Below are 26,191 nucleotides of genomic sequence, written 5' to 3'. Positions count from 1 at the left end.
GGGGGCGGCGGCCGGAGGTCCGGGCGCCGCCCCCTGTGGGACGTACGGGAAAGCTACGCGGAGAGCTTCGCCAGGGCCGCGTCGATGCGGGACAGGGAGCGGTCCTTGCCCAGGATCTCCAGGGACTCGAACAGCGGCAGGCCGACCGTGCGGCCGGTGACCGCCACGCGGACCGGGGCCTGGGCCTTGCCGAGCTTGAGGCCGTGGGCCTCGCCGGCGGTCAGGACGGCCTGCTTGAGGGACTCCGGGTCCGACCAGTCGGCGGCGGAGAGGTTCTCGCGGGCCGTGGTGAGGAGGGCCGCCGGCTCGCCCTTCATCGCCTTGTCCCAGGACGCCTGGTCCTCCACCGGCTCCTTGAGGAACAGGAAGTCGACGTTGGCCGTGATGTCGGAGAGGACCGTGACGCGGGTCTGGGCGTACGGGGCGATGCGCGCCCACGCCTCGGTGTCGAAGTCCTCCGGCGCCCAGTTGGCGTGCGGGGCCTGGAGCCACGGGGCGCAGCGGTCCGCGAAGACCTTCGGGTCGAGCAGGCGGATGTGGTCGCCGTTGATCGACTCGGCCTTCTTCAGGTCGAAGCGCGCCGGGTTGGCGTTGACGCCGTCGATGTCGAACTTCGACACCATCTCCTCGATCGAGAAGACGTCCTGGTCCTTGGAGAAGGACCAGCCGAGCAGCGAGAGGTAGTTCAGCAGGCCCTCGGGGAGGAAGCCGCGCTCGCGGTACAGGTTGAGCGAGGCCTCGGGGTCGCGCTTGGAGAGCTTCTTGTTGCCCTCGCCCATCACGTACGGCAGGTGGCCGAAGGCGGGGGTGGTCTTGGCGACGCCCAGCTCGATCAGCGCCTTGTAGAGGGCGATCTGGCGGGGGGTGGAGGAGAGCAGGTCCTCGCCGCGCAGGACGTGCGTGATCTCCATCAGCGCGTCGTCGACCGGGTTGACCAGCGTGTACAGCGGGGCGCTGTTGGCCCGGACGATGCCGAAGTCCGGCACGTTGTCCGGGGTGAAGGTGAGCTCGCCGCGGACGAGGTCCGTGAAGGTGATCGGCTCGTCGGGCATCCGGAAGCGGACGATGGCCGCGCGGTGCTCGCCCTCGTACGCCTCCACCTGGACCTGGGTCAGCTCGCGGCAGTGGCCGTCGTAGCCGGAGGGCTTGCCGGCGGCGCGGGCGGCCGCGCGGCGCGCGTCGAGCTCCTCGGTGGTGCAGTAGCACTTGTAGGCGTAGCCGCCGTCGAGGAGCCGCTGGGCGACGTCCTTGTAGATGTCCATGCGCTCGGACTGGCGGTACGGGGCGTGCGGGCCGCCCACCTCGGGACCCTCGTCCCAGGTGAAGCCGAGCCAGCGCAGCGAGTCGAGCAGCTGGTCGTACGACTCCTCGGAGTCGCGCGCCGCGTCGGTGTCCTCGATGCGGAAGACGAACGTGCCGCCGTGGTGGCGGGCGAACGCCCAGTTGAAGAGTGCCGTGCGGACCAGGCCCACGTGGGGGTTGCCGGTCGGGGACGGACAGAAACGTACGCGGGGGGTCGCGTTAGCCACGCTTGATCACCTTGTTGGTGAGAGTGCCGATGCCTTCGATGGTGACGGCGACCTCGTCGCCGACGTTGAGGGGGCCGACTCCGGCCGGGGTCCCCGTGAGGATGACGTCGCCCGGGAGCAGCGTCATGGCCTCGGTGATGTGCACGACCAGGTCCTCGATGGAGCGGACCATGTCGCTGGTGCGGCCGAGCTGGCGCTGTTCGCCGTTGACCGTGCACTGGATGGTCAGATCGCTCGGGTCCAGGTCGGTCTCGATCCAGGGGCCGAGGGGGCAGGAGCTGTCGAAGCCCTTGGCCCGCGCCCACTGCTTCTCGCGCTGCTGGACGTCGCGCGCGGTGACGTCGTTGGCGCAGGTGTAGCCGAGGATGACGTCCTTGACGCGCTCGCGCGGGACCTCGCGGCACATGCGGCCGATGACGACGGCGAGCTCCGCCTCGTGGTGGAGGTCCTGGGAGAAGGAGGGGTACGCGATCGGGTCGCCCGGGCCGACCACCGAGGTGGAGGGCTTGAAGAAGGTGATCGGAGCTTCCGGGACCTCGTTGCCGAGCTCCGCCGCGTGCTCCGCGTAGTTGCGGCCGATGGCCACGACCTTGTTCGGGAGCACCGGCGGCAGCAGCCGGACCTTGCTCAGCGGGACCTTCGTGCCGGAGAGCTCGAAGTCCGCGAACGGGATGCCCTTGATGATGTCGAGGACGAGCTCCCCCTCGGCGCCGGGGGCGGCGTCGCCCTCGACCGCGCCGAAGGCGACATTGCCGTCGATCGAGAACCTGGCGATGCGCACGTGTTGCGTCTGCCCCTCTTGTGTTTCCGCTGGCTGGAGTCTGCGGACTCCAGGCTAACGCGCGGGGCTGGGGCGCTTCGCGTTGATTCCGGGGGCGGCTACGGCGCGGCGGTGACGACCGGCGCGTCCATCAGGACCGTGCGGCGCGGGTTGGCGGTCTGGGCCGGCAGCTCGACGGAGTGCTCCGGGGTGGCCGGGGCCGCCTGCAGCTCCTCTGCGTCCTTGAGGTGCGCGAGGGTCGTGCGGCGGGGGTTGGCTATGTTGCGGAACATCGACGTCGTCTTCATGGGAGCTTCGGGCCTCGGCTAGGTCGGTGAGGGTCGGTTGACGCGGCCGTCAACCGTGTAAAGGGCAAGGCTAAACATCTAAATCCCTCGCCGAACCGGTAAGTAATGGCCAGGGCTATGTGAGTTTGCTCACCAGCGACCCGGCAATACGGGCATAACAGGCAGTCAATACGCCCCGAAGAAACGGACATTGCGCCACTGAATGCTCCATTCCGCTCCTGATCATCTCGACTGGGACACCCCATAGCCCTTGACGTTTGGGCGATGTACGTCCGGTTTCTCCCGAAAGGGACTCCACATCCCGTAGCACGGCTGTCACAAGCCGTCACCGACTCTCCGGGCCGACACGCGCACCTTGTTGGAGATCCGCCACTGTGCTGGAATTCGCGGGACCACCGCGGGAATCAACCGGCGCGCAGGTGGCGCGACTAGCGCCGAGCGCGGTGGCACATGAGAGGGAGACGCGCCGGTCACCGACGACCACCATGGGGCCGTTAGTGCCCCACGACTCGACACCGTTCCACCGGTCGCCCGGGGGAACGCCTGGTCCAGAGGTTGCGACGCTAGTGCAGGGACGATTCAAGAGGGATGGCAAGGGGTCTCCCCAGGCCCGCCAGGGCCGTGGGGATGCCGCGGCCGAGCAGGAGCCGCGCGGGACCGACCGTGGCACCTCGCCCCAGCACGCCCAGAACCGCGGGCCGGCTGTCGAAGGCGCGGGCCACGACGCCTCCGCCACGGTGAAGGCGAAGGGCCGCGGGAAGCCCGCCAAGGCCGGGCAGACCGAGCAGCAGGACACGGCGATACCGAAGGCCCCCAGCGGGCCCGGTTCCCGTCTCGCCATGCAGAACTGGCGAATCAGCACGCGCCTCGTGTCGCTGCTGACCCTGCCCGTCGTCGCCGCCACCACGCTCGGTGGCGTCCGTATCAACGACTCGCTCAACGACATCGCGCAGCTGGAGCACATGCAGCTGCTGACGACGATGACCCGGCAGGCCACCCACCTGGCCGCCATGCTCCAGGAGGAGCGGGACATCTCGGCGGGTCCGCTCTCGCTCTCCCAGGGCAAGAGCAACAGCACGGTCGACGGCAAGCGCCAGGAGACCGACAACGCGGCGAAGGCCTTCGCCGCCGCGACGGACAAGATCGAAGACGTCGAGGGCAAGGACGACACCCTCAAGTCGATCCGCAACAACATCCTGCAGATCGCCCGTCAGCTCGGCAACATCGAGGACATCCGCAAGCACGCGTACGCCAGCGGTGCCCAGCAGACCGTCACCGAGTACAACGCGCTGATCGTCTCGCTGCTCTCCCTCTCCCAGGACATGGCCCAGGCCACCTCCAACCCGGAGATGATCAAGCGCACGCGCGCCCTGGCGGCGTTCTCCTCCGCCAAGGAGTACGCCTCCATCCAGCGCGCGATCATCGCCGCCTCGCTCCCCGAGACCTCGGACCGGCAGGGCAACCTGAAGGAGAACGACCGTCTGTACGCGCTCTCCGCCCAGCGCGGTGAGCAGCAGTCGAAGAAGACCTTCGAGCTCGTCTACCAGGGCAGTTCCACGGAACTCCTCGCCGGCCTCGGCGACGGCAACTCCGAGATCGCCACCGCCGACCACTACGCGCGCCGCGTGCTCTCCACCCAGGACGCCTTCCTCCGCGAGAAGAACCGCTCCTGGCTCGACTGGTACGACGCCGACGGCACCAAGCTCTCCGCCATGAAGCAGATCGAGCTCAGCCTGCTCGAGGACATGGAGCAGAAGGCCCGCGAGCTCAAGCAGGAGTCGCAGCAGGACGCCATCATCAACGGTGCCCTGATCCTCCTCGTGCTCGGCGTCTCCCTCGTCGGCGCCTTCGTCATGGCCCGCTCGATGATCCGCTCGCTGCGCCGGCTCCAGGACACCGCCACCCGCGTTGCCCAGGACCGCCTGCCCGAGCTCGTCAAGCAGCTCTCCGAGTCCGACCCGCAGGACGTCGACACGTCCGTGGAGTCCGTCGGCGTGCACACCCGCGACGAGATCGGCCAGGTGGCCGCGGCCTTCGACGACGTGCACCGCGAGGCCGTCCGCCTCGCCGCCGAGCAGGCCCTCCTGCGGGGCAACGTCAACGCGATGTTCACCAACCTCTCGCGCCGTTCGCAGGGCCTCATCCAGCGTCAGCTCTCGCTCATCTCCGAGCTGGAGTCGCGCGAGGCCGACCCGGACCAGCTCTCCTCGCTCTTCAAGCTCGACCACCTCGCGACCCGCATGCGCCGTAACGGCGAAAACCTCCTCGTCCTCGCGGGCGAGGAGCCGGGCCGCCGGTGGACCCGCCCCGTCCCGCTCGTCGACGTGCTCCGTGCCGCCGCGTCCGAGGTGGAGCAGTACGAGCGCATCGAACTGGCCTCGGTGCCGGGCACCGATGTCGCCGGCCGCGTCGTCAACGACCTCGTGCACCTCCTCGCCGAGCTGCTGGAGAACGCCACCTCGTTCTCCTCCCCGCAGACCAAGGTCAGGGTCACCGGTCACGCGCTTCCCGACGGCCGCGTGCTCGTCGAGATCCACGACACCGGCATCGGCCTCTCCCCCGAGGACCTCGCCGCGATCAACGAGCGCCTCGCGGCGCCGCCGACCGTGGACGTCTCCGTCTCCCGCCGCATGGGCCTGTTCGTGGTCGGCCGGCTGTCCCTGCGACACGGCATCCGCATCCAGCTGCGCCCCTCCGACTCGGGCGGTACGACGGCCCTCGTCATGCTTCCGGTGGACGTCGCCCAGGGCGGCAAGAAGCCGGGTGGTCCGGGCGGCCAGGCTCCGGCCGGCGGCCCCGCCGCGCAGGGCTCCGTTCCCGGTCCGGCCGCACGCCAGTCCGTCGGCGCGGGTCCGCAGCGCGGCCAGGTCGGCGCGGGCGGTCAGCGTGCCGCGCTGCCGGGCCGCGACGGCAATGGCGGCCCGCAGGGTGGCCGGCCGCAGCAGCCGTCCGGTCCCGGTGCCCGCCCGCAGCAGGGCGGCCAGGGCGGCTTCGGCGGCGGTGCTCCGACCGGTCCGACCGGCACGGGCCAGGGCCAGGGTGCTTTCGGCGGCGGTGCTCCGCTGCCGGGCCGCGGTGCGGCCGGCGCGGGTGCCGGCGCTCCGGGCTTCACGGGTGCCGGGCTGTCCGGTGGCCCGCAGGCCCGTCCGACGGCCGGCCCCTCGGGGTTCCCGCAGGGCAACGGCTTCGAGCGCCCGCAGCAGCAGCCGCAGGCCCCGCAGCCCCAGCAGCAGCCGCAGCAGCCGCAGCCGCAGCCGCAGCCGCAGCCCCAGTCGTTCCAGCAGCAGTCCGCCCCCGCGGCGCCGGCTCAGAACGGCCAGCGGCCGCAGCTGCCGCCGCGCGGCGGTGCTCCGCGTGCGGAGCTTCCCGCCCCGCAGACCACGAGCTGGGGTGCCGACCAGGCCCGCGGCCACGACGAGCTCTCGGGCCCCGGCTCCACTGCCGAGTTCGCCCGCCCGGACTTCAACGCCCCGCTCCCCCAGGGGAACGCCGGCAACAGCACGACCGGGCAGTTCGAGCGTCCGGACGTACGGGGCTTCCAGGACCAGTCGACCACCGGCCAGTTCGAGCGCCCGGGTGCTTACCAGCCCCAGCGTCCCGGCGGCCCCGGTGTCGGCGGGTACGCTCCGCAGCAGGCCCCGCAGCAGCAGCCGCAGGCTCCGCGCCTTCCGCAGGCGCCGCAGCCCGAGGCCCTGCCGCCGGCCCCGAGCCGGGGCGAGGCCCGCAGCCCGATCTTCGACACGCTGGAGTCGAACTGGTTCCGCGAGGAGGGGCAGCCGCCCGCCCCGCAGGCACCGGCCACGGCGATCCCCCAGCAGGGTCAGCAGCCGCAGCAGTCCGCCCCCGCGGTCCCGGCCCCGCAGCAGCACCAGCTGCCGCAGCGCGGCCAGGAGCACGCGGCCGAGCCCGCCGCGGCGACGACCGGCGCCACGCCGACCGTCAGCTGGCGCTCCTCGCCGAACGACGAGCTGATGCGGCAGGCCGAGCGCGTGCGCCAGCCCGCCGCCGGCGGGATCACCACCTCGGGGCTGCCCCGCAGGGTCCCGCGGGCGAACCTCGTGGCCGGTACCGCGCAGCAGCAGTCCGACGCGCAGGCCGGTCCGCAGGTCTCGCGGGCACCCGACGACGTCCGCGGCCGTCTGACCAACCTCCGACGGGGTATTCAGCAGGGTCGCCAGGCCGGCAACAGCGGTCCGGCGACCGGCAGTTACCACATCGACCCCACTTACCAGCAGGAGCGTTAGTTGAGTTCGATGAGCCAGGCGGCACAGAACCTGAACTGGTTGATCACCAACTTCGTGGACAACACCCCCGGGGTGTCCCACACGGTGGTGGTCTCCGCCGACGGCCTCCTTCTGGCGATGTCCGAAGGCTTCCCCCGCGACCGCGCCGATCAGCTGGCGGCCGTGGCCTCCGGTCTGACCTCGCTGACCGCAGGAGCCTCCCGCATCTTCGAGGGCGGCGCCGTCAACCAGACCGTGGTCGAGATGGACCGCGGATTCCTCTTCCTGATGTCCGTCTCCGACGGATCCTCGTTGGCCGTGCTCGCGCACCCCGAATGCGACATCGGCCTCGTGGGCTACGAGATGGCCCTCCTCGTGGACCGCGCCGGCAGCGTCCTCACCCCGGACCTGCGCGCGGAGCTGCAGGGAAGCCTGCTCATCTGACTGCCCGCCTCCCGGTCGGCCGGTACTGCCGGCCGGGAGCCCGGGGCCCCCGACCCGGAACCCAGTACACCCGACAGGCCGTCATACCGTCCCCCCACCGGCCGCCCCGTCAGACGGCACGCTGACCACTGCTGTCCAGCCCGGAGGATCAATGACCCCGCCCCCCGCCTACCCCGATGCGTACGGAGATTCGTACTCGGAAGGCGAACAGCCGCTGGTGCGTCCGTACGCGATGACCGGCGGCCGTACCCGGCCTCGCTACCAGCTCGCCATCGAGGCCCTGGTCAGCACCACGGCCGATCCGATGCACCTGTCCGGCCTGCTCCCCGAGCACCAGCGCATCTGCACCCTGTGCCGTGAGGTCAAGTCGGTCGCCGAAGTCTCCGCACTGCTGTCGATGCCGCTCGGTGTCGCCCGGATCCTCGTCGCCGACCTGGCGGAGGCCGGAATGGTGGCCATCCACCAGCCGGGCAATGGAGAGGCCGGCGGCACGCCGGACGTGACACTGCTCGAAAGGGTGCTCAGTGGACTTCGCAAGCTCTAACGGAGGGGCGGCCCGCTCCACCACCTCCGCGAAGATCGTGGTGGCGGGCGGCTTCGGCGTGGGCAAGACCACGTTCGTCGGCGCGGTCTCCGAGATCAACCCGCTGCGCACCGAAGCCGTCATGACCAGCGCCTCCGCCGGTATCGACGACCTCACGCACACCGGTGACAAGACGACCACCACGGTCGCCATGGACTTCGGCCGCATCACCCTGGACCAGGACCTGATCCTGTACCTCTTCGGTACCCCCGGACAGGACCGCTTCTGGTTCATGTGGGACGACCTCGTTCGCGGCGCCATCGGCGCGATCGTGCTGGTCGACACCCGTCGTCTCGCCGACTGCTTCCCTGCGGTGGACTACTTCGAGAACAGCGGCCTGCCGTTCGTCGTGGCCCTCAACGGCTTCGAGGGACACCAGCCGTACACCCCGGAGGAGGTGCGCGAGGCCCTGCAGATCGGTCCCGACGCACCGATCATCACCACCGACGCCCGCCACCGCGCGGACGCCAAGAGCGCGCTCATCACACTCGTCGAGCACGCCCTCATGGCACGCCTCAAGTAACACCCACACCGCCTGGCCGGCTCAAGCGGCACCACTCAAGTACCACCGGTTCTTCACAACGTGAGAGGGCGGGCTGTGTCATAGAACACGGCCCGCCCTCTTCGTTCATAACGTTTCGACAGACAATTGCGGCCAGTTCGCCACAGGGCGCGTTCGTTTGATGCCGCTGCGCTCACAACTCCCCCCATTTTTGCCGCGGGACGCTCTTTATGTCCGTTTTACGTGGGGCATACGGCTCTGGGAGCGGCCGGTTTCAACTGTTTGGAACACAGCCGTCAACCGTGCTGGAATTCAACGAACTAGCTAGTAGCACCGCCGGAAGGTTGTTGGTCGAGTGAGGCGAAGCAACGCAAGCCCCGCGGATGAACCCGCGCGCGGCAACTTCACCCCGCCGCCGCGAGCGGCCGCGTCGCCCGTCGACGTGCCCGTGGCCCCGCCCGTGAGCAGCGGGAGCACCTCCAGGTTCTCCCCCCGCAACTGGCGCGTGCCGACCCGTCTGAACGCCATCCTGCTCGTGCCGGCCCTCGTCGGCCTGGTCATGGGCGGCTTCCAGGTGAAGGGCTCCGTCGACACCTGGAACGAGGCCAAGGACGCCGAGAAGATAGCCAGGGTCGTCCAGGCGGCCTCGGAATACAGCCAGGCGTTGCTCAACGAGCGTGACCTCACCGCCGAGCCCCTGCTGTCCGGCGATTCCAAGAACGACATCGTCACCAAGGTGCGCGGGACGACCGACTCGGCCAAGCTGAAGTTCGACCAGGCCGTCAAGGACGTCCCCAAGAACCACGGCCTGGAGCGTCGCCTGGAGCTCTTCCGCGCGGAGGAGCCCAAGCTGACCCAGGTCCGCGACAAGGCGTACCAGGCGGCACTCGAAACCCAGAAGAAGAACCTCGCGAACGGCCAGCCGGGTCCCATCCCGACTGAAGAGGGGTACGTGCTGGTCCAGCACTACCTCATGCAGTTCGCGAACGAGCTCGGCCTCGGCACCGGCAACGTGACCTCGTACGGCCGCATGGTCTACGCGATCCAGCTCGCCAAGGCCGCGAACTCGCTGCAGCGTTCCGTCGGCACCCACCTGCTGGTCCGCCCGAACCCGGACGAGAACATACGCAAGTCCCAGCTCGTCGCCTTCTCCTCCTACGCCTACCTCGAGGAAATCGCCATCGGCGAGTACGTCGCGGCGGGCACCGAGGAGGACGTGAACCGGCTCAAGCAGGTCATGGCCGAGAAGTCCAAGGCGGGCGAAGCCCGGCTGGCCGCGGCCAAGGCGCAGGCGGAGCAGGCCGGCGTCAAGTTCGTGCCGCCGCCGGTCGGGGCCAACAACTCCCCGCTCGCCGGCATGACCGACGCGATCGCCAGCGGCGCCTCCAAGAAGACGCTGATCGACGGCGGCACCACGCCCATGGCCTGGCAGGCCGCCGCCACCGCGAAGTTCGACGGCTACGACGACGTCGAGAAGGAACTCCTCGACAAGGCCGTCAAGGACGCCGTCGCGGTCTCCGAGGACGCCCGCAACGAGGCCATCACCAACGGCGCCATCGTGGTCGTGGCCCTGCTCGCGGCCTTCATCCTCGCGGGCCTCATGGCCCGCCAGATGGGCCGTGCGATGCGCCGCCTGCGCTCCGCCGCCTTCGACATCGCCGAGCAGCGCCTGCCGTCGCTCGTCGACCAGCTCTCGCGCACCGACCCGGGCAAGGTCGACACCCGCGTGCACCCGATCCCGATCGACTCCGCGGACGAGATCGGCGAGGTCGCCCGCGCCTTCGACCAGGTCCACCGGGAAGCGGTCCGGCTCGCCGCCGAGCAGGCGCTCCTGCGAGGGAACGTCAACGCGATCTTCACGAACCTCTCCATGCGCAACCAGTCGCTGATCGAGGGCCAGCTGACCCTCATCACCGACCTGGAGAACAACGAGGCCGACCCGGACCAGCTGGAGAACCTCTTCCGCCTGGACCACCTGGCCACCCGCATGCGCCGCAACGGCGAGAACCTCCTCATCCTCGCGGGTGAGGAGCCGGGCCGCCGCTGGGACCAGCCGGTCCCCCTCGTCGACGTCCTGCGCGCCGCCTCCTCCGAGGTGGAGCAGTACGAGCGCATCGAGCTCTCCGGGGTCTCCGACGCCGAGATCCACGGCCAGGCCGTGACCGACCTCGTGCACCTGCTTGCCGAGCTGCTGGAGAACGCCACCACGTTCTCCTCCCCGCAGACCAAGGTCCGCGTCAACGCGACCCGTCTGCCGGACGGCCGCGTGATGATCGAGATCCACGACAAGGGCATCGGCCTCACCGCCGAGGACTTCGCGGACATCAACCACAAGCTCGCCAACCCGCCGACCGTGGACGCCGCGATCTCGCAGCGCATGGGTCTGTTCGTGGTCGGCCGGCTGGCGGACCGCCACAGCATCCGCGTCCAGCTGCGCCCCTCGGGCGAGGCGGCCGGAACCACCTCGCTGATCATGCTCCCGGACGCCATCACCCACGGTGGCGGCGGCGAGGGCATGCCGGAGGACGACTTCACGGTCTCCTCGATGATCCCGCAGCAGCAGGCCCAGCAGGCCGCCCCGCTGCGCACGGCCGCCGAGCTCGGCTTCGACGACTCGCGCTATGACCAGCAGGGCTCCGACGGTCGCGACCTCGACCCGGTGGGCCGCTCCCTCGTCCGCGAGGAGCGCCGTGCCGCGCTGGAGGCCCAGGCCCAGGGCGGTTACCCGCAGGATCAGCAGCAGGGCTATCCGGAACCTCAGCCTGAACACGGGTACCAGCCGTACCAGGGCTACGAGCAGCAGGCCGAGCAGGGCTACGACTCCCCTTACGAGGCTCAGCAGCCGCAGCAGGGCTACGAGGCCTACCAGCAGCAGGACTACGGCTATGCGGAAGCCGGCTACCCGGACCCGCAGCAGGCCGGGCAGAATTACGACGGCGGCTACGAGGCCCAGCAGGAGCAGGCCGAGTGGCCGGAGCGGAACTCCTACCAGCCGGCGTACGAGCAGGACTACCGCACCGAATCGGAATCCCCTGCCGTACCCGAACAGGCCCCGGAGCGCGTAGGCTTCGACCGTCCGGGCGCCGCTGCGGACACCGGTCACGCGATGACCGGAGCGGGCCTGCCGCGCCGTGGCAGCCAGCAGCAGTGGCAGCCGGCACAGCAGGAAGCGGAGTCCTCCGGATCCCTCTTCGAGCAGCGGCCGCCGCGTCAGCAGCAGCCCGCGGCCGCGGAGCGGGAACCGGAGAGCACGGAAGACGGCGGCGCGTGGCGCTCGGGCAACGACGAGCGCTGGCAGCAGGCCGCCAAACTCCGTGAGCCGAAGGCGGGCGGGGTCACCCCGTCCGGTCTTCCTCGGCGGGTGCCCAAGGCCAACCTGGTCGAGGGCGCGGCGGAGACGACCCCGCAGGGAGGCCCCCAGGTCTCCCGCGCCCCGGAGGACGTCCGCGGCAGGTTGAGCAACCTGCGGCGGGGTGTCCAGCAGGGACGCAACGCGGGTTCCGAGCAGTCAAGTAACAGCTATGACCAGGAGCGTTAGTGTGAGCGCGATGAGCCAGGCGGCGCAGAACCTGAACTGGTTGATCACCAACTTCGTGGACAACACCCCCGGGGTGTCCCACACGGTGGTGGTCTCCGCCGACGGCCTTCTGCTGGCGATGTCCGACGGATTTCCGCGCGACCGCGCCGATCAGCTGGCGGCGGTTGCCTCCGGTCTGACCTCGCTGACCGCAGGAGCCTCCCGCATCTTCGAGGGCGGCGCCGTCAACCAGACCGTGGTCGAGATGGACCGCGGATTCCTCTTCCTCATGTCCGTCTCCGACGGGTCCTCCCTCGCGGTGCTGGCGCACCCCGAGTGCGACATCGGCCTCGTGGGCTACGAGATGGCCCTTCTGGTGGATCGCGCGGGCAGTGTCCTGACCCCGGACCTGCGTGCGGAGCTGCAGGGAAGTCTTCTCAACTAATAGACAGGCAGTGTGTTTCGCGTCATCGCACCGTAGGGTGCGGTGGCGCGGTTCCACAGGGAGTACTGCGTTCTTGGAGTCGGAGGAGGAAACGTGACAACACCCGGAGGACATCCTTATGGCGGCGCGCAGCAGCCGCAGGGTGGGCACGACCAGAACCGCTTCAACTTCCCCTCCGCTCCCAGCCGGCCCATGCCGGAGCACAACCCGTACCAGCAACAGCCGTACGGACAGCCCCAGCAGCCCCAGCAGCCGCACATGCCTCCGCAGCAGCCTCCGCGCGCTGCGCGGCAGCCGGCTCCCAAGGCGCACAACCCGCTGGTGCGCCCGTACGCGATGACCGGCGGCCGTACCCGGCCGCGCTACCAGCTCGCCATCGAGGCGCTGGTCAGTACCACGGCCGATCCCGCCCGGCTGCAAGGGCAGTTGCCCGAGCACCAGCGCATCTGCCGCCTGTGCCAGGAGATCAAATCCGTCGCGGAGATCTCGGCACTTCTCTCCATTCCTCTTGGTGTCGCCCGCATCCTCGTCGCCGACCTGGCGGAGGCGGGCCTTGTCGCCATTCACCAGCCCGGCGGCGACGAGTCTGCCGGCGGCCAGCCAGATGTGACACTGCTCGAAAGGGTGCTCAGTGGACTTCGCAAGCTCTAACGGCGGAGCGGCTCCCGCTCGCTCCACCACCTCCGCGAAGATCGTGGTGGCGGGCGGCTTCGGCGTGGGCAAGACCACGTTCGTCGGCGCGGTCTCCGAGATCAACCCGCTGCGCACCGAAGCCGTCATGACCAGCGCCTCCGCCGGAATCGACGACCTCACCCACACCGGTGACAAGACGACCACCACGGTCGCCATGGACTTCGGCCGCATCACCCTGGACCAGGACCTGATCCTGTACCTCTTCGGTACCCCCGGACAGGACCGCTTCTGGTTCATGTGGGACGACCTCGTCCGCGGCGCCATCGGCGCGGTGGTCCTCGTGGACACGCGCCGCCTGGCGGACTGCTTCCCCGCGGTGGACTACTTCGAGAACAGCGGCCTGCCGTTCGTGATCGCGCTCAACGGCTTCGACGGCCACCAGCCGTACACCCCGGAGGAGGTGCGCGAGGCCCTGCAGATCGGCCCCGACGCACCGATCATCACCACCGACGCCCGCCACCGCGCGGACGCCAAGAGCGCGCTCATCACGCTCGTCGAGCACGCCCTCATGGCACGCCTGCGGTAGGCGAGCCCGCCGGAACCCGACGAAGGCCCCCGTGTCGTACGACGCGGGGGCCTTCGCCCACGTCTCCCAGGCTCCCGGCGCCGGACACGCGGAAGGCCCCGCACCCATCAAGGGTGCGGGGCCTTCTCGGCTACTCGGCCAGGGGGATCAGCCCTGCCAGCTGTGCGGGGCGCGGAAGCCCGGGGTGCGCTCCAGGCGGCGCCAGCCGGCCTGGGAGCGGGGGGTGGTGACGGCCTCGGGGGTGGCGGCGGCGCGGGCCAGCAGGATCGCGGTGATCGCGGCCAGCTCCTCGGGGGCGGCGTTGCCCTTTTCGACGCGCAGCAGGGTGTCGGTGCTCATCGGTGGCTTCTCTCCTTTACTGCGGCGGGTTGCCGTGCTTGCGGGACGGCAGGTCGGCGTGCTTGTTGCGGAGCATGGCGAGGGCGGCCACGAGGGTCTCGCGGGTCTCGGCGGGGTCGATCACGTCGTCGACGAGGCCGCGCTCGGCCGCGTAGTACGGGTGCATCAGCTCGGCCTTGTACTCCTTGACCATGCGGACGCGCATGGCCTCGGGGTCCTCGGCATCCGCGATCTGCTTGCGGAAGATGACGTTGGCGGCACCCTCGGCGCCCATGACGGCGATCTCGTTGGTGGGCCAGGCGTAGGTGATGTCGGCGCCGATGGACTGGGAGTCCATGACGATGTACGCGCCGCCGTAGGCCTTGCGCAGGATCAGCGAGATCCGCGGGACGGTGGCGTTGCAGTACGCGTACAGCAGCTTGGCGCCGTGGCGGATGATGCCGCCGTGCTCCTGGTCGACGCCCGGCAGGAAGCCGGGGACGTCCAGGAGGGTGATGATCGGGATGTTGAAGGCGTCGCAGAGCTGGACGAAGCGCGCCGCCTTCTCGGAGGCGTGGATGTCCAGGACGCCGGCGAGGTGGCCGGGCTGGTTGGCGACGATGCCGACGACCTGTCCGTCCATCCGGGCCAGGGCGCAGATGATGTTGCGGGCCCAGCGCTCGTGGATCTCCAGGACGTCGCCCTCGTCGACGAGCTCCTCGATGACCTTGAGCATGTCGTACGGGCGGTTGCCGTCGGCGGGCACCAGGTCCAGCAGGACGTCGCTGCGGCGGTCGGCCGGGTCGCTCGTCTCGTGGACGGGCGGGTTCTCGCGGTTGTTGGAGGGCAGCATCGAGATGAGGTAGCGGACCTCGGAGATGCAGGTCTCCTCGTCGTCGTACGCGAAGTGCGCGACGCCCGAGGTCTCGGCGTGCACGTCGGCGCCGCCGAGGCCGTTCTGGGTGATCTCCTCGCCGGTCACCGCGCGGACCACGTCCGGGCCGGTGATGAACATCTGCGAGGTGTCCCGGACCATGAACACGAAGTCCGTCAGGGCCGGGGAGTACGCGGCGCCGCCGGCGCACGGGCCCAGCATGACCGAGATCTGCGGGATGACCCCGGAGGCCTTGGTGTTGCGCTGGAAGATGCCGCCGTAGCCGGCGAGGGCGGAGACGCCCTCCTGGATGCGGGCGCCGGCGCCGTCGTTCAGGGAGACCAGCGGGGCACCGGCCGCGATGGCCATGTCCATGATCTTGTGGATCTTCGTGGCGTGGGCCTCGCCCAGGGCGCCGCCGAAGATGCGGAAGTCGTGTGCGTAGACGAAGACCGTGCGGCCCTCGACCGTGCCCCAGCCGGTGATGACACCGTCGGTGTAGGGCTTCTTGGCCTCCAGGCCGAAGCCGGTCGCGCGGTGGCGGCGCAGCTGTTCGACCTCCTTGAAGGAACCTTCGTCGAGCAGCAGCGCGATGCGCTCACGGGCGGTGAGCTTGCCCTTGGCGTGCTGGGTCTCGGTCGCCCGGTCACTGGGGCCGCGCTGCGCCTGCTCGCGCAGGGAGTGCAGCTCGGCCACGCGCCCGCGGGCGTCCGTCGGCTCGCTCGGGGTCTGGTCCACAACGGTCATGTACCGACCTTACGAAGCGCGCCATCAAAAACCTCCGTTCATTCCACACAGTCTCGGGAGTCTTCCGCTGTCCGGCCCGCACAGTACGGCGGAGGGATGCAAGGACTCCACCAGAGGGGACCTTCGTCCTTTGTGGGCCTTCCACAAAACGACCTGACACCCCCACTAGATGTTGAAATTTGAACGGAATGGGTCTAGCGTCATTCCCGTTGAAGTCGTTGAAGATTCAACAGGACACAGACCAAGGAGCACGTCATGGGCATCTTCAGCCGCCGCAGCCAGGAGAACACCGCCGTCGCCACGCCGGAGGTCGACCCGGCACTCGCCGCCCTCACCGGCGACTACGCCATCGACCCCGCCCACAGCAGCATCGGCTTCACCGTCCGGCACGCCATGGTGACCAACGTCCGCGGCGGGTTCGACGCCTTCGAGGGCAGCCTGCACCTGGACGGCAGCGAGCCCGCCCGTTCCACCGCCTCCATCGACGTGACGATCGGCTCGGTCAGCACCGGCATCGCCGACCGCGACGCCCACCTGCTGGGCAGCGACTTCTTCGACGCCGAGCTGTTCCCGAAGATGACCTTCCGCTCCACCGGGGCGGCCCAGCTCGGCGGCGACAAGTACCGCATCACCGGTGAGCTGACGATCAAGGACGTGACCCGGCCGCTCTCCATCGACCTGGAGTTCAACGGCTCCGCCACCGACGTCTACGGCAGCGAGCGCGTCGGCTTCGAGGGCTCCGCCGAGATCCTGCGCTCCGAGTGGGGCCTGACCTGGAACGCCGCGCTGGAGGCCGGCGGTGTCATGGTCAGCGACAAGGTCAAGCTGACCTTCGACATCTCCGCGATCAAGCAGGCCTGACCGGCGTGACCCGGGGGCGGCTAGAAGCCGCCCCCGCCGTCGAACCCGCCGCCCCCGTCGAATCCTCCGCCGCCGCCCCAGTCTCCGCCGCCGAAGTCGGAGCCGTTGAAGTCGGCCCCGGAGACGTCCCCGCCCTCGAAGCCGTTGCCGCCGCCGAAATCGGAGGCGTAGGCGGGGCTGGACATCATCGAGCCGAGCATCGTGCCCATGAGCAGGCCGGGCAGGATGCCGCCGCCGAAGTAGCCGCCGGCCCAGGGACCGTACGCCGGGCCGGCGTCGTAGTAGGGGCGCGGCCCGTACTCGGTGTCGACCGTGCGGACCGCCGGGTCCAGGCCGTCGCGCAGCCGTACGGCGTCCGCGGTGCAGACGGGCACGGTACGGGCGGCCCCGCCGGCCGGAGCCCAGGTGGCGTCCTCGGTGCTCGGCCCGTGCCGCGGGTCGAAGAAGCAGGGCGAGCGGCGCTCGGGCAGCGGCTTGCCCTGCCGGCGCGCGTCCAGGCAGGCCAGCGCGTACCGGCCGTCCTCCAGGGCCTGGGTCACGCCCTTGACCTCTTCCGGGTACTGGACCGAGGCCATGATCTGCTTGGCCCTCTCGTACGAGTCGAGCCCCTGGCCGTAGTCCTTGCGCATGGCATCGTCGGCGCCGGGCTCGCCGGGGTGGAAGTCGAGCCGGTCCAGCTCCTCGCCGAAGGCCGTGATGTCCTCGTCGACGACCACGCCGAGCCGCTCGATGGCCTCGCGCCGGGTCTCTTCCTTCTTCTTCCGGTTGCGCCGCACCAGCGCGTACGCACCGCCGCCGCCGATCGCGGCCACCGCGCCGAGGGTGATCAGCCCGCCGACGGGGACACCGCTGTCGGTGCCCGTGCCGGCCCAGGAGGCCGGGGCGCCGCCCTTGGCCTGGCTCAGGGCCTGGTCCACGAAGTTGTCGAGCTGCGTGGCCGCGTCCGGCGACCCCACCTTCACCGCGTCGGTGAGGTTGCGCACGGCGTTCACCGGCATGACCGCCGGGTCGGCTCCGGCGTTGAAGCCGTCGCCCAACCGGATCCCGTAGACCCCGGTGATGCCGGTCTCGGCGCGGACGGCGCTGAGCACCTTGTCCTGCGGGAACTCGGCCGTGGCGGGCAGCACGGCGATGAACACCGGCTTCCCCGCGTCCTTGATCTTCTGCGCGAGCGCGTCCGCCTCGGCCTTCGGCAGCTGGGCCTCGGCCCGGGGGTCGACGTACACCGGACCCTCCTTGAGGGCCTCTCCCACGGCGGCGACTCCGGTGTCGGCCGATGCCTGTGGGGCGACCGCGAGAGCGGTCGCCGACAGTGCCAGCAGCAGACCGGACAGTATCGATCCCAAACGTACGGATATCAGCCTGGTCCTCATACTCACGAAACTACCCGAACGGGCTAATTCGCGTGTGAGTAGGACATAAGCCCGCCCGGCGAAGGGACTACTCGGCCGGTTCCACGCCCGCGTGCAGGAGGCCGTAGGTGAAGGCGTCCTCCAGGGCCTGCCAGGACGCCGCGATGACGTTCTCGCCCACGCCGACCGTGTTCCACTCGCGGGTGCCGTCCGTCGTGGCGATCAGGACGCGGGTCGTGGACTCCGTGCCGTGGGTGCCCTCCAGGATGCGGACCTTGTAGTCGGTCAGCTCGAACTTGGCCAGCTGGGGGTAGAACCGCTCCAGGGCCACCCGCAGCGCCCGGTCCAGGGCGTTGACCGGGCCGTTGCCCTCCGCCGTGGCGACGATCCGCTCGCCCTTGGCCCACAGCTTGACCGTGGCCTCGTTGGCGTGGGTGCCGTCCGGGCGGTCCTCGACGATCGCGCGCCAGGACTCGATGCGGAAGTACTTGCGGGCCCGCCCCTCGGCCTCGGCGCGCAGCAGCAGCTCGAAGGAGGCGTCGGCGGCCTCGTAGGTGTAGCCCTTGAGCTCCCGCTCCTTGACCCGCTCCACGACGCGGGAGATCAGCGCGCGGTCCCCGTTGAGGTCGACGCCGAGCTCCTTGCCCTTGAGCTCGATGGAGGCCCGGCCGGCCATGTCGGAGACGAGCATCCGCATGGTGTTGCCGACCCGCTCGGGGTCGATGTGCTGGTAGAGGTCCGGGTCGACCTTGATGGCCGAGGCGTGCAGGCCGGCCTTGTGCGCGAAGGCGGAGAGGCCGACGTAGGGCTGGTGCGTGGAGGGGGTGAGGTTGACGACCTCGGCGATGGCGTGCGAGATCCGGGTCATCTCGGCGAGCGCGCCCTCGGGGAGCACCTTGCGCCCGTACTTGATCTCCAGGGCGGCGACGACGGGGAAGAGGTTGGCGTTGCCGACGCGCTCGCCGTAGCCGTTCGCCGTGCACTGGACGTGCGTGGCGCCGGCGTCCACCGCGGCCAGGGTGTTGGCGACGGCGCAGCCGGTGTCGTCCTGGGCGTGGATGCCGAGGCGGGCGCCGGTGTCGGCGAGGACGGTGGCGACGGTCGCGGTCACCTGGGCGGGGAGCATGCCGCCGTTGGTGTCGCAGAGGATGACGACGTCGGCGCCGGCCTCGTGGGCGGCGCGTACGACGGTCTTCGCGTACTCGGCGTTGGCCCGGTAGCCGTCGAAGAAGTGCTCGCAGTCGACGAAGACGCGGCGCCCCTGTCCGACCAGGTAGGAGACCGTGTCGCGGACCATCTCCACGTTCTCTTCGAGGGTGGTGCGCAGGGCGAGCTCGACGTGGCGGTCGTGGGACTTGGCGACGAGGGTGATCACCGGGGCGCCGGACTCCAGCAGGGCCCGCACCTGCGGGTCCGTGGCGGCCGAGCCGCCGGCGCGGCGGGTCGCGCCGAAGGCGACGAGCTGGGCGTTCTTGAAGTCGATCTCGGCCTGGGCGCGGGCGAAGAACTCCGTGTCGCGGGGGTTGGCGCCGGGCCAGCCGCCCTCGATGAAGCCCACGCCGAAGTCGTCCAGGTGCCGGGCGATCGTCAGCTTGTCGGCGACCGTGAGGTTGATGCCCTCGCGCTGGGCGCCGTCGCGCAGGGTGGTGTCGAAGACGTGGAAGCTGTCGTCGAGGACCGCTGCTGCCTCTGGTGTCGTCGTCATGCTGATCTGACTCCTGTCGGATGAGTGGTTCCGGAGATCCGGGATCCACTGCCCCCATCATCGCGCGCGTTCACGTCCCGGCAGGGATGAGGCCGGGAAACGAAAAAACCTCTCGCGGGTGCGAGAGGTTTGCGCGCGGGTCTGGGGCACGGTGGCCGCTTCCCGCGAAGGTCTTCCACGGTTCAGCGGCCACTGAGGACCGGCGCGCTGCTGGCGATAATCATGAGCTGAGCAGGCACGCTCGCAGTGTGCCATAACGCTCGCCGCGGATGGACGGGGATCTCACCATGCGGGCACCGCGCCGGACCCGCCCGGGTGCGGCGCCGTTGCCGGGGCTCCGCCCCGGACCCCGCGCCTCAAACGCCGGCGAGGCTAGTGGTTCGGGGTCAGGGCTTCGGTGAGGAACTCGCGGACGTGGTCCAGGATTTCCGCGCGGTCGACCGTCGGCAGACCCACCGCCAGCTGGATGCTGAAGCCGTCGAGCAGCGCACGCGTACGGGCGGCCAGGCGGTCCGGGTCCACCGCCCGGAACTCGCCGCGCGAGATGCCCTCGGCGAGCAGGGCCACCAGGTCGCGGTGCCAGGCGCCCTCGATGGCCGCCTGCCGGTCGCGTTCCTCGGGGCCGGCGTTCTGGGAGCGGTTCCAGACCTCCAGCCACAGCGTCCAGTGCGGGTCGCGGGCCCCCGTGGGCACGTAGAGGTCCACGTACCCCTGCAGGCGCTCGCGCACCGGGCCGCGCCGGGACAGCAGGGCGCGCCGCTCCGTGCCCAGTTCGGCCTCGCTCCACTCCAGGGTCTGCAGCAGGAGCTCGTCCTTGCTGCGGAAGTAGTAGAGGAGGTGGCCGCTGCTCATGCCGACCTCACGGCCCAGACCCGCCATGGTCAGGCCTTCCAGCCCGCGCTCGGCGATCGTGGCCATGGCGGCGACGAGTACGTCCTCGCGCGGGGGCGCGTTCTTGCGCGCCGCCCGTACCGGTACTCCACCCGCCACCATGGTCCACTCCTTCGAACGTGTCAGCCGCGGGTCAGACCTTCGGCTGCTGCTGGGTGATGCAGTGGATACCGCCACCCCCGGCGAAAATCGTACGTGCGTCGACGAGGGTCACCGTCCGCTCCGGGAACAGTCCGCGGAAGATCTCGGCGGCCTCCTCGTCGCGCGGGTCGTCGAAGGCGCACAGAACAACACCGTCGTTGCACAGGTAGTGGTTGATGTACGAGTAGTCCACCCACTCCCCGTCCTCTTCGAGCACGGTCGGCGCCGGGATCTCCACGACCTCCAGCAGCCGGCCCTGGGCGTCGGTGGACGCGCGCAGGATGGCGGCGATGGTCTTGCAGCGCTCGTGGTCCGGGTGCGCCGGGTCGGGCTGGGAGTGCACCATGACGACGCCGGGGCGGGCGAAGGCGGCGACGATGTCGACGTGGCCCTGCGTGCCGTAGGTGCCGTAGTCACCGGCCAGGCCGTACGGGAGCCAGATCGCCTTGGTGGTGCCGAGGTGGGCGTGGATCTCCTGCTCGACCTGCTCGCGGGTCCAGTCGGGGTTGCGGCCCTTGCCCAGCTGGACGGTGTCGGTGAGGAGCACCGTGCCCTCGCCGTCGACGTGGATGGCGCCGCCCTCGTTGACGAGCGGGGTGCTGTAGGTGCGGGTGCCGATCGTGTCCGAGATGTGCCGGGCGATCTTCGAGTCGTGCTCCCAGCGGGCCCATTCCTGGGCGCCCCAGCCGTTGAAGGTCCAGTCGACGGCCGCCAGCTCGCCGGCGCCGTTGGTGACGAAGGTGGGGCCGATGTCGCGCATCCAGGCGTCGTCGAGCTCGCGCTCGACCAGCTCGATGTCGTCGCCGACGATGGCGCGGGCGCTGTCGGCGTCACCGGGCGAGACGACCAGGGTCACGGGCTCGTACGAGCGGACCGCGCGGGCGACTGCTCCCCAGGCCTGGCGGGCCTCGGCGAGCTCCTGCTCGTTGGTGAAGGTGGGGTTGGGGCTGGGCCAGGCCATCCAGGTGCGCTCGTGGGGCATCCACTCGGCGGGCATCCGGAATCCGTCGTTCACGGGCTTGTTCGTGGTCATGGCAGGGTCCTTACGGGCTTTACAGGAAGTACAGGCGGTTGAGGGAGACCGAATCGGCCGCTTCGGAGCGCAGCGGTTCCCCGTCGAGGGAGACGAGGCCGCTGCGCGCGTCCACATCGACCGCGCCCACCCGGGAGTTGAGGAGCAGGTCCTTGGGGCCGATCCCGCGGGTGCCGCGGACGGCGACCCGGCGTCGGCGGGTGGGCATCTCGTCGCTGCCGAGGGCCGCCGCGGCGGCCGAGACGAAGGCGACGGAGATGTCCGCGGCCGTGGCCCCGTACGAGCCGAACTGCGGGCCGAGGACCAGCGGTTCGCAGGTGTCGGTGGCGGCGTTGGGGTCGCCGGTGACGCCGTAGGCCGGGAAGCCGGACTTGAGGACCAGCTGGGGCTTGGCGCCGAAGAACGGGGGGCGCCAGAGCACGATGTCGGCGAGCTTGCCGACCTCGATCGAGCCGATCTCGTGGGCCAGGCCGTGGGCGATGGCCGGGTTGATCGTCAGCTTGGCCATGTAGCGCAGCACGCGGGCGTTGTCGTCGCCCTCGCCATCGCCGTCCAGGGGGCCCAGCTCGCCCTTCATCTTGGCGGCCATGGCGAAGGTGCGGCGGACGGTCTCGCCCGCGCGGCCCATGCCCTGGGCGTCGGAGGAGGTGATGCCGATCGCGCCCAGGTCGTGCAGCACGTCCTCGGCGCCCATGGTGCCCGCGCGGATCCGGTCGCGGGCCATGGCGGCGTCGCCCGGGAGGTCGGGCTTGAGGTCGTGGACGGAGACGATCATGCCGTAGTGCTCGGCGACCGCGTCCCGGCCGAAGGGCAGGGTCGGGTTGGTGGAGGAGCCGATGACGTTCGGCACGCCCGCCATCTTGAGCACGTTCGGGACGTGCCCGCCGCCGCAGCCCTCGATGTGGAAGGCGTGGATGGTCCGGCCCTCCAGCACCCGCAGGGTGTCCTCGACGGAGAGGCACTCGTTCAGGCCGTCGCTGTGCAGGGCGACCTGTACGTCGTGCTCTTCCGCCACCCGCAGAGCGGTGTCCAGGGCGCGGGTGTGGGCGCCCATGTCCTCGTGGACCTTGAAGCCGGATGCGCCGCCCTCGGCGAGGGCCTCGACCAGGGGGGCGGCGTCGGAGGAGGAGCCGCGGGCGAGGAAGCCGATGTTGACGGGCCAGGCGTCGAAGGCGTTGAAGGCGTGCTTCAGCGCCCACGGGGAGTTGACGCCGACGCCCCAGACCGGGCCGAACTCCTGGCCGATGATCGTGGTGACGCCCGCGGCGAGCGAGGCCTCCATGACGCGCGGGGAGAGCAGGTGGACGTGGGTGTCCACGGCTCCGGCGGTGGCGATGAGGCCCTCGCCGGAGACGATCGACGTGCCCGTGCCGACGACCACGTCGACGCCGTCGAGGGTGTCGGGGTTGCCGGCCCGGCCGATCGCGTGGATCCGGCCCTCGCGGATGCCGATGGACACCTTGCGGATACCGAGCACCGCGTCGATCACCAGCACGTTGCTGATCACGACGTCGCAGGTCTCGCGGACGGCCGCGGCCTTCAGGTGCAGGCCGTCACGGGCCGTCTTGCCGAAACCGGCGAGGAACTCGTCACCGGGCTTCTGCGCGTCCGACTCCACCCGGACGGTGAGCCCGGAGTCGCCGAGCCGCACCCGGTCGCCGGCCCGGGGGCCGAAGACGGAGGCGTACTCGTGCGGGTCGATGTGCCGGCTGCCTGGTGCGCAGTGCGCGCTGTGGTCGGTGTGGGGGGTCTGACGGCTCACGCCTGGTCTCCGTCCTCGTCGGGGGCGGTCACTCCGAGGTAACCGCAGGCCGCCGCGCGGCGCAGGGCCTCTTCCTTGGCGCCGGGGGCGTCCAGGGGGCCGTCGACCAGGCCCGCGAAGCCGACGGCGATGCGGTCGCCGCCGATCGGGACCAGGCCGACCTCGCCCTCGCCGTGGGGGTCGAACCGGACGGACGAGCCCGCCGGCACGCACAGCCGCATGCCGTAGGCGGCGGCGCGGTCGAAGTCCAGGCGCGGGTTGGCCTCGAAGAAGTGGAAGTGCGAGGTCACGCTCACCGGCACGGAGGCCGTGTTGCGCACCAGCAGGTGCAGGACGGGCTCCGGCTGGGGGACGCCGGGGCCGGGCACGACCGCGCCCGGGGCGTCGTCGCCGAGCCGCACGGCGCCCTGGATGGGCGACGAGACCACCGCGAGGCGGGATCCGTCGTCGAAGACGGCCTCCACGTGCACCTCGGCGACCACGTCGGCCACGCCGGGCAGGACGTCGTCGGGGCCCAGCACGCCGCGGGCCTCTTCGATGGCCTCCGCCAGCCGCTTGCCGTCGCGCGCCGCCTCGCAGACCGTGTCCGCGATCAGCGCGGTGGCCTCCGGGACATTGAGCCTGAGGCCCCGGGCCCGCCGGGCCCTGGCCAGTTCAGCAGCGCTGCGGAGCAGCAGCCGGTCGCGCTCCGTAGGGGTCAGCCGCACGCCGATCCACCACCTCTTGAGTCGATGGGTTAGAGCATCACTCTAACTCTTCATTTCCTCGCAAGGAATCATTGACCCGAGACCAGGGAGTAAGTCACATTGAATGTCGCTCAAACGAATGCGCAACCACCCCCCGCCCTGCCAAGGGAGTCCCCCCATGCCCATCGAACAGCGCGGAGTCGACACGATCCCGGAAGAGGAGCGGACGAGCGGTCCCCGTGACCTGATCTCGATCCTCCTCGGCTCCAACCTCTGCCTCGGTGTGATCGTCTTCGGCTGGCTGCCCCCGTCCTTCGGGCTGGGTCTGTGGCCTTCGGTCACCGCCATCGTGACCGGCACCCTCGTCGGGATCGCCTTCACCGCGCCGCTCGCGCTCGTCTCGCTGCGGACCGCCACCAACCTCTCCACCTCCAGCGGAGCGCAGTTCGGCGTCCGGGGCCGGCTCGTCGGGTCGGTGGTCGGCCTGCTGCTCTCGCTCGGGTACACGGCGCTCACCCTGTGGATCGGCGGCGACGTGATGGTCGGCGTACTGTCCCGGCTGACCGGGCTGCCGAACAGCGGCGTCTCGCGGGCCGTGATGTACGGCGTACTCGCCGCCTGTACCGTCGTCGGGGCCGTCTTCGGCTACCGGCTGCTGCTGCGCATGAGCAAGGTGCTGTCCATCGGCATGGTGGTGCTGCTGGCCATCGGCATCTACGCCTACGCCCCCGACTTCACCACCGCCGCCCCGCCGGACACCGAGCTCCTGCTCGGCTCCTTCTGGCCGACCTGGCTGCTGGCGGCCGTCGCGGCCGGGCTGAGCGGTCCCGTCGCCTTCATCACCCTGCTCGGCGACTACACCCGCTACATCTCCCCCCGCAAGCACAGCCCCCGCAAGGTGTACTGGGCCACCGGTCTCGGCCTGCTCGTCGGCCTGCTGATCCCGCAGCTGTTCGGCACCTACACCGCGCTCGCCGCCAAGGCCGGCGCCGACTACGCGGGCCCGCTCGTGGACGCCGCGCCCTTCTGGTACCTGGTTCCGCTGCTCGCCGCCGCCGCGGCCGGCTCCGTGGGCAACGCCGGGCTGATGCTCTACTCCATGGGCCTCGACCTCGACGCGATCGTCCCCAAGGCCACCCGGACCACGGCCACCCTGGTCGCCGCGGCCGTCGCCACCGCCTTCGTCTTCATCGGCTCGTTCGAGTGGGACGTCCAGGCCGCGATGACCTCGTTCGTCCTGCTGCTGACCGCGATCGGCACCCCGTGGGCCGTCATCACCCTCATCGGCTACCTGCGCTGCCGCGGCCAGTACGACGCCGACGCCCTCCAGGTCTTCAACCGCCGCTCGGTGGGCGGCGTCTACTGGTACCGCGGCGGCTGGAACATCGCCGCCACCGCCTCCTGGGCGATCGGCGCCGGGGTCGGCCTGCTCGCCGTGACCACCCCGTTCTACGAGGGCCCGCTGCTCGCCCTCACCGGCGGCGTGGACTGCTCCTTCGTCCTCTCCGGCCTGGCCGGCGGCCTCGTCTACACGGCCCTGACCGCCCGCACCGCCCCGGCCGCCGTCGTCACCGAGCAGCCGGAGCCGGAGCCCGCGGCCGCCTGAGCCGCCCGCATGCGCGCAGGGCCCGCCTCCCCATCGGGAGGCGGGCCCTACCCGCGTACGAAGCGCTACGCGTCCACCGCCCGCGCCAGCGCGAAGCCGCCGCCCTGCATGTCCTCGCACAGGGCGCGGCAGCCGCCGAAGTGTTCGGCGAACTCGGGCTTGTCCTGCCAGGCCTTCATCGCGTCGACATCGCGCCAGGAGGCGAAGGACACGTAGTGGCCCGGATTGCCCAGGTCTCGGATCAGGCGGGCGAAGAGGAACCCCTCGTTCGCTTCCTTGGTCCAGGTCAGGAAGGCCGTCCAGCGGTCGACGAACTCGTCTTCCTTGCCCTCGGAGACCTTCCAGTTCCCTGAAGCCCAGTAGTTGCTCGCCTCGGACATCGCACACCACCTCGGTACGGTCCCCCACCTTCAGGTTCCCCGGTTCGACCTCGGTGTTCAACCGTCGGGCCTCCGGTGGCGTCTACAGGTACAGCGGCGGCCGACAGAACGGGGCCGCCACGAACAACACGGGGAGACGTCGTGGAAGAACTCGCATACGTGGCCGGCAAGATCGTCAAGGGGTTCGCGGGCCTGGCCTACGCGTTCGGCGACACCCTGGTGGGCCTCGGCCCGGAAGGGAACGACCGGGAGCGGAAGAAGAAGCGCGAGGGAGAGGCCGAAGAGGAGCGCTGACCACGCCCCTC

The 26,191-nt window shown here is 70.6% G+C and carries 23 protein-coding genes; 11 read left to right on the top strand and 12 right to left on the bottom strand.

The window, feature by feature from the left end:
* Positions 1-53: 53 nt before the first annotated feature.
* From gltX to AB0O21_RS04880, 3 genes are all read right to left on the bottom strand, one after another.
* Positions 54-1,529 carry a glutamate--tRNA ligase gene (gltX, locus tag AB0O21_RS04890; protein ID WP_365166237.1) on the bottom strand — a complete coding sequence of 492 codons (1,476 nt, stop codon included), beginning with the start codon at positions 1,527-1,529 and terminating at the stop codon, positions 54-56.
* Positions 1,522-2,310 carry a fumarylacetoacetate hydrolase family protein gene (locus AB0O21_RS04885; RefSeq protein ID WP_365166234.1) on the bottom strand — a complete coding sequence of 263 codons (789 nt, stop codon included), beginning with the start codon at positions 2,308-2,310 and terminating at the stop codon, positions 1,522-1,524. The genes gltX and AB0O21_RS04885 overlap by 8 nt, the downstream gene beginning before the upstream one ends.
* A gap of 98 nt (positions 2,311-2,408) precedes the next feature.
* Positions 2,409-2,597: a hypothetical protein gene (locus AB0O21_RS04880; protein WP_365166232.1), complete on the bottom strand. Its 189-nt coding sequence runs from the start codon at positions 2,595-2,597 to the stop codon at positions 2,409-2,411.
* Positions 2,598-3,163: 566 nt separating this feature from the next.
* On the opposite strand from AB0O21_RS04880, the gene AB0O21_RS04875 reads away from it, so the two are divergent.
* From AB0O21_RS04875 to AB0O21_RS04840, 8 genes are all read left to right on the top strand, one after another.
* Entirely contained in the window at positions 3,164-6,841 is a 3,678-nt protein-coding gene (locus AB0O21_RS04875; RefSeq protein ID WP_365166230.1) for a nitrate- and nitrite sensing domain-containing protein, read from the top strand.
* 9 nt (positions 6,842-6,850) lie between these two features.
* On the top strand, positions 6,851-7,264 hold the full coding sequence (locus tag AB0O21_RS04870) for a roadblock/LC7 domain-containing protein (RefSeq protein WP_008739864.1): 414 nt from the start codon (positions 6,851-6,853) through the stop codon (positions 7,262-7,264).
* Positions 7,265-7,415: 151 nt separating this feature from the next.
* Positions 7,416-7,808, top strand: a complete 393-nt coding sequence (locus AB0O21_RS04865; protein ID WP_365166228.1) for a DUF742 domain-containing protein — start codon at positions 7,416-7,418, stop codon at positions 7,806-7,808.
* Positions 7,789-8,370 carry an ATP/GTP-binding protein gene (locus tag AB0O21_RS04860; RefSeq protein ID WP_365166226.1) on the top strand — a complete coding sequence of 194 codons (582 nt, stop codon included), beginning with the start codon at positions 7,789-7,791 and terminating at the stop codon, positions 8,368-8,370. Before AB0O21_RS04865 ends, AB0O21_RS04860 begins: the two co-directional genes overlap by 20 nt.
* A gap of 334 nt (positions 8,371-8,704) precedes the next feature.
* Entirely contained in the window at positions 8,705-11,887 is a 3,183-nt protein-coding gene (locus AB0O21_RS04855; protein ID WP_365166223.1) for a nitrate- and nitrite sensing domain-containing protein, read from the top strand.
* 10 nt (positions 11,888-11,897) lie between these two features.
* Positions 11,898-12,311: a roadblock/LC7 domain-containing protein gene (locus AB0O21_RS04850; protein WP_030037347.1), complete on the top strand. Its 414-nt coding sequence runs from the start codon at positions 11,898-11,900 to the stop codon at positions 12,309-12,311.
* A 93-nt stretch (positions 12,312-12,404) separates the two neighbouring features.
* Positions 12,405-12,962: a DUF742 domain-containing protein gene (locus tag AB0O21_RS04845; RefSeq protein ID WP_365166220.1), complete on the top strand. Its 558-nt coding sequence runs from the start codon at positions 12,405-12,407 to the stop codon at positions 12,960-12,962.
* A complete protein-coding gene (locus AB0O21_RS04840) occupies positions 12,943-13,530 on the top strand; it encodes an ATP/GTP-binding protein (RefSeq protein WP_073911148.1) in 588 nt (195 codons plus the stop codon). Before AB0O21_RS04845 ends, AB0O21_RS04840 begins: the two co-directional genes overlap by 20 nt.
* A 147-nt stretch (positions 13,531-13,677) precedes the next feature.
* Here the strand turns inward: AB0O21_RS04840 and AB0O21_RS04835 are convergent, their stop codons facing one another.
* Together AB0O21_RS04835 and AB0O21_RS04830 are read right to left on the bottom strand one after the other, a co-directional pair.
* A complete protein-coding gene (locus tag AB0O21_RS04835) occupies positions 13,678-13,869 on the bottom strand; it encodes an acyl-CoA carboxylase subunit epsilon (RefSeq protein WP_365166217.1) in 192 nt (63 codons plus the stop codon).
* A 16-nt stretch (positions 13,870-13,885) separates the two neighbouring features.
* The gene (locus tag AB0O21_RS04830) at positions 13,886-15,469 is read right to left on the bottom strand and encodes an acyl-CoA carboxylase subunit beta (RefSeq protein WP_365166215.1); all 1,584 of its coding nucleotides are present in this window, start codon (positions 15,467-15,469) and stop codon (positions 13,886-13,888) included.
* Positions 15,470-15,724: 255 nt separating this feature from the next.
* Between AB0O21_RS04830 and AB0O21_RS04825 the strand changes: the two genes are divergently transcribed.
* A complete protein-coding gene (locus tag AB0O21_RS04825; protein WP_365166213.1) occupies positions 15,725-16,330 on the top strand; it encodes a YceI family protein in 606 nt (201 codons plus the stop codon).
* Positions 16,331-16,350: 20 nt separating this feature from the next.
* Here AB0O21_RS04825 and AB0O21_RS04820 read toward each other — a convergent pair whose 3' ends face one another.
* The 6 genes from AB0O21_RS04820 to ureA all read right to left on the bottom strand — a co-directional run bounded on the left by AB0O21_RS04820 (position 16,351) and on the right by ureA (position 23,921).
* Positions 16,351-17,703, bottom strand: a complete 1,353-nt coding sequence (locus AB0O21_RS04820) for a hypothetical protein (RefSeq protein ID WP_365166211.1) — start codon at positions 17,701-17,703, stop codon at positions 16,351-16,353.
* A gap of 67 nt (positions 17,704-17,770) precedes the next feature.
* The gene (gene cimA / locus AB0O21_RS04815; RefSeq protein ID WP_365166209.1) at positions 17,771-19,387 is read right to left on the bottom strand and encodes a citramalate synthase; all 1,617 of its coding nucleotides are present in this window, start codon (positions 19,385-19,387) and stop codon (positions 17,771-17,773) included.
* A gap of 372 nt (positions 19,388-19,759) precedes the next feature.
* Positions 19,760-20,380: a TetR/AcrR family transcriptional regulator gene (locus AB0O21_RS04810; RefSeq protein WP_365166207.1), complete on the bottom strand. Its 621-nt coding sequence runs from the start codon at positions 20,378-20,380 to the stop codon at positions 19,760-19,762.
* A gap of 31 nt (positions 20,381-20,411) precedes the next feature.
* Complete coding sequence (locus AB0O21_RS04805; protein ID WP_365166205.1) at positions 20,412-21,452, bottom strand: agmatine deiminase family protein; 1,041 nt, start codon at positions 21,450-21,452, stop codon at positions 20,412-20,414.
* 19 nt (positions 21,453-21,471) lie between these two features.
* Positions 21,472-23,154 (bottom strand): urease subunit alpha, encoded by a 1,683-nt coding sequence (locus AB0O21_RS04800; protein ID WP_365166411.1) that lies wholly within the window; start codon positions 23,152-23,154, stop codon positions 21,472-21,474.
* A gap of 56 nt (positions 23,155-23,210) precedes the next feature.
* Complete coding sequence (gene ureA, locus AB0O21_RS04795) at positions 23,211-23,921, bottom strand: urease subunit gamma (protein WP_365166203.1); 711 nt, start codon at positions 23,919-23,921, stop codon at positions 23,211-23,213.
* Positions 23,922-24,078: 157 nt separating this feature from the next.
* On the opposite strand from ureA, the gene AB0O21_RS04790 reads away from it, so the two are divergent.
* Positions 24,079-25,506 carry a cytosine permease gene (locus AB0O21_RS04790; protein ID WP_365166201.1) on the top strand — a complete coding sequence of 476 codons (1,428 nt, stop codon included), beginning with the start codon at positions 24,079-24,081 and terminating at the stop codon, positions 25,504-25,506.
* Between the two features lie 65 nt (positions 25,507-25,571).
* Here the strand turns inward: AB0O21_RS04790 and AB0O21_RS04785 are convergent, their stop codons facing one another.
* Positions 25,572-25,886: an antibiotic biosynthesis monooxygenase family protein gene (locus AB0O21_RS04785; RefSeq protein WP_365166198.1), complete on the bottom strand. Its 315-nt coding sequence runs from the start codon at positions 25,884-25,886 to the stop codon at positions 25,572-25,574.
* A gap of 141 nt (positions 25,887-26,027) precedes the next feature.
* Between AB0O21_RS04785 and AB0O21_RS04780 the strand changes: the two genes are divergently transcribed.
* Positions 26,028-26,180, top strand: a complete 153-nt coding sequence (locus tag AB0O21_RS04780; protein WP_365166195.1) for a hypothetical protein — start codon at positions 26,028-26,030, stop codon at positions 26,178-26,180.
* Positions 26,181-26,191 lie beyond the last annotated feature (11 nt).

The sequence above is a fragment of the Streptomyces sp. NPDC091371 genome, from assembly GCF_040684275.1.
Taxonomy (GTDB): Bacteria; Actinomycetota; Actinomycetes; order Streptomycetales; family Streptomycetaceae; genus Streptomyces.
This window is presented reverse-complemented; position numbering and strand designations above follow the sequence as displayed.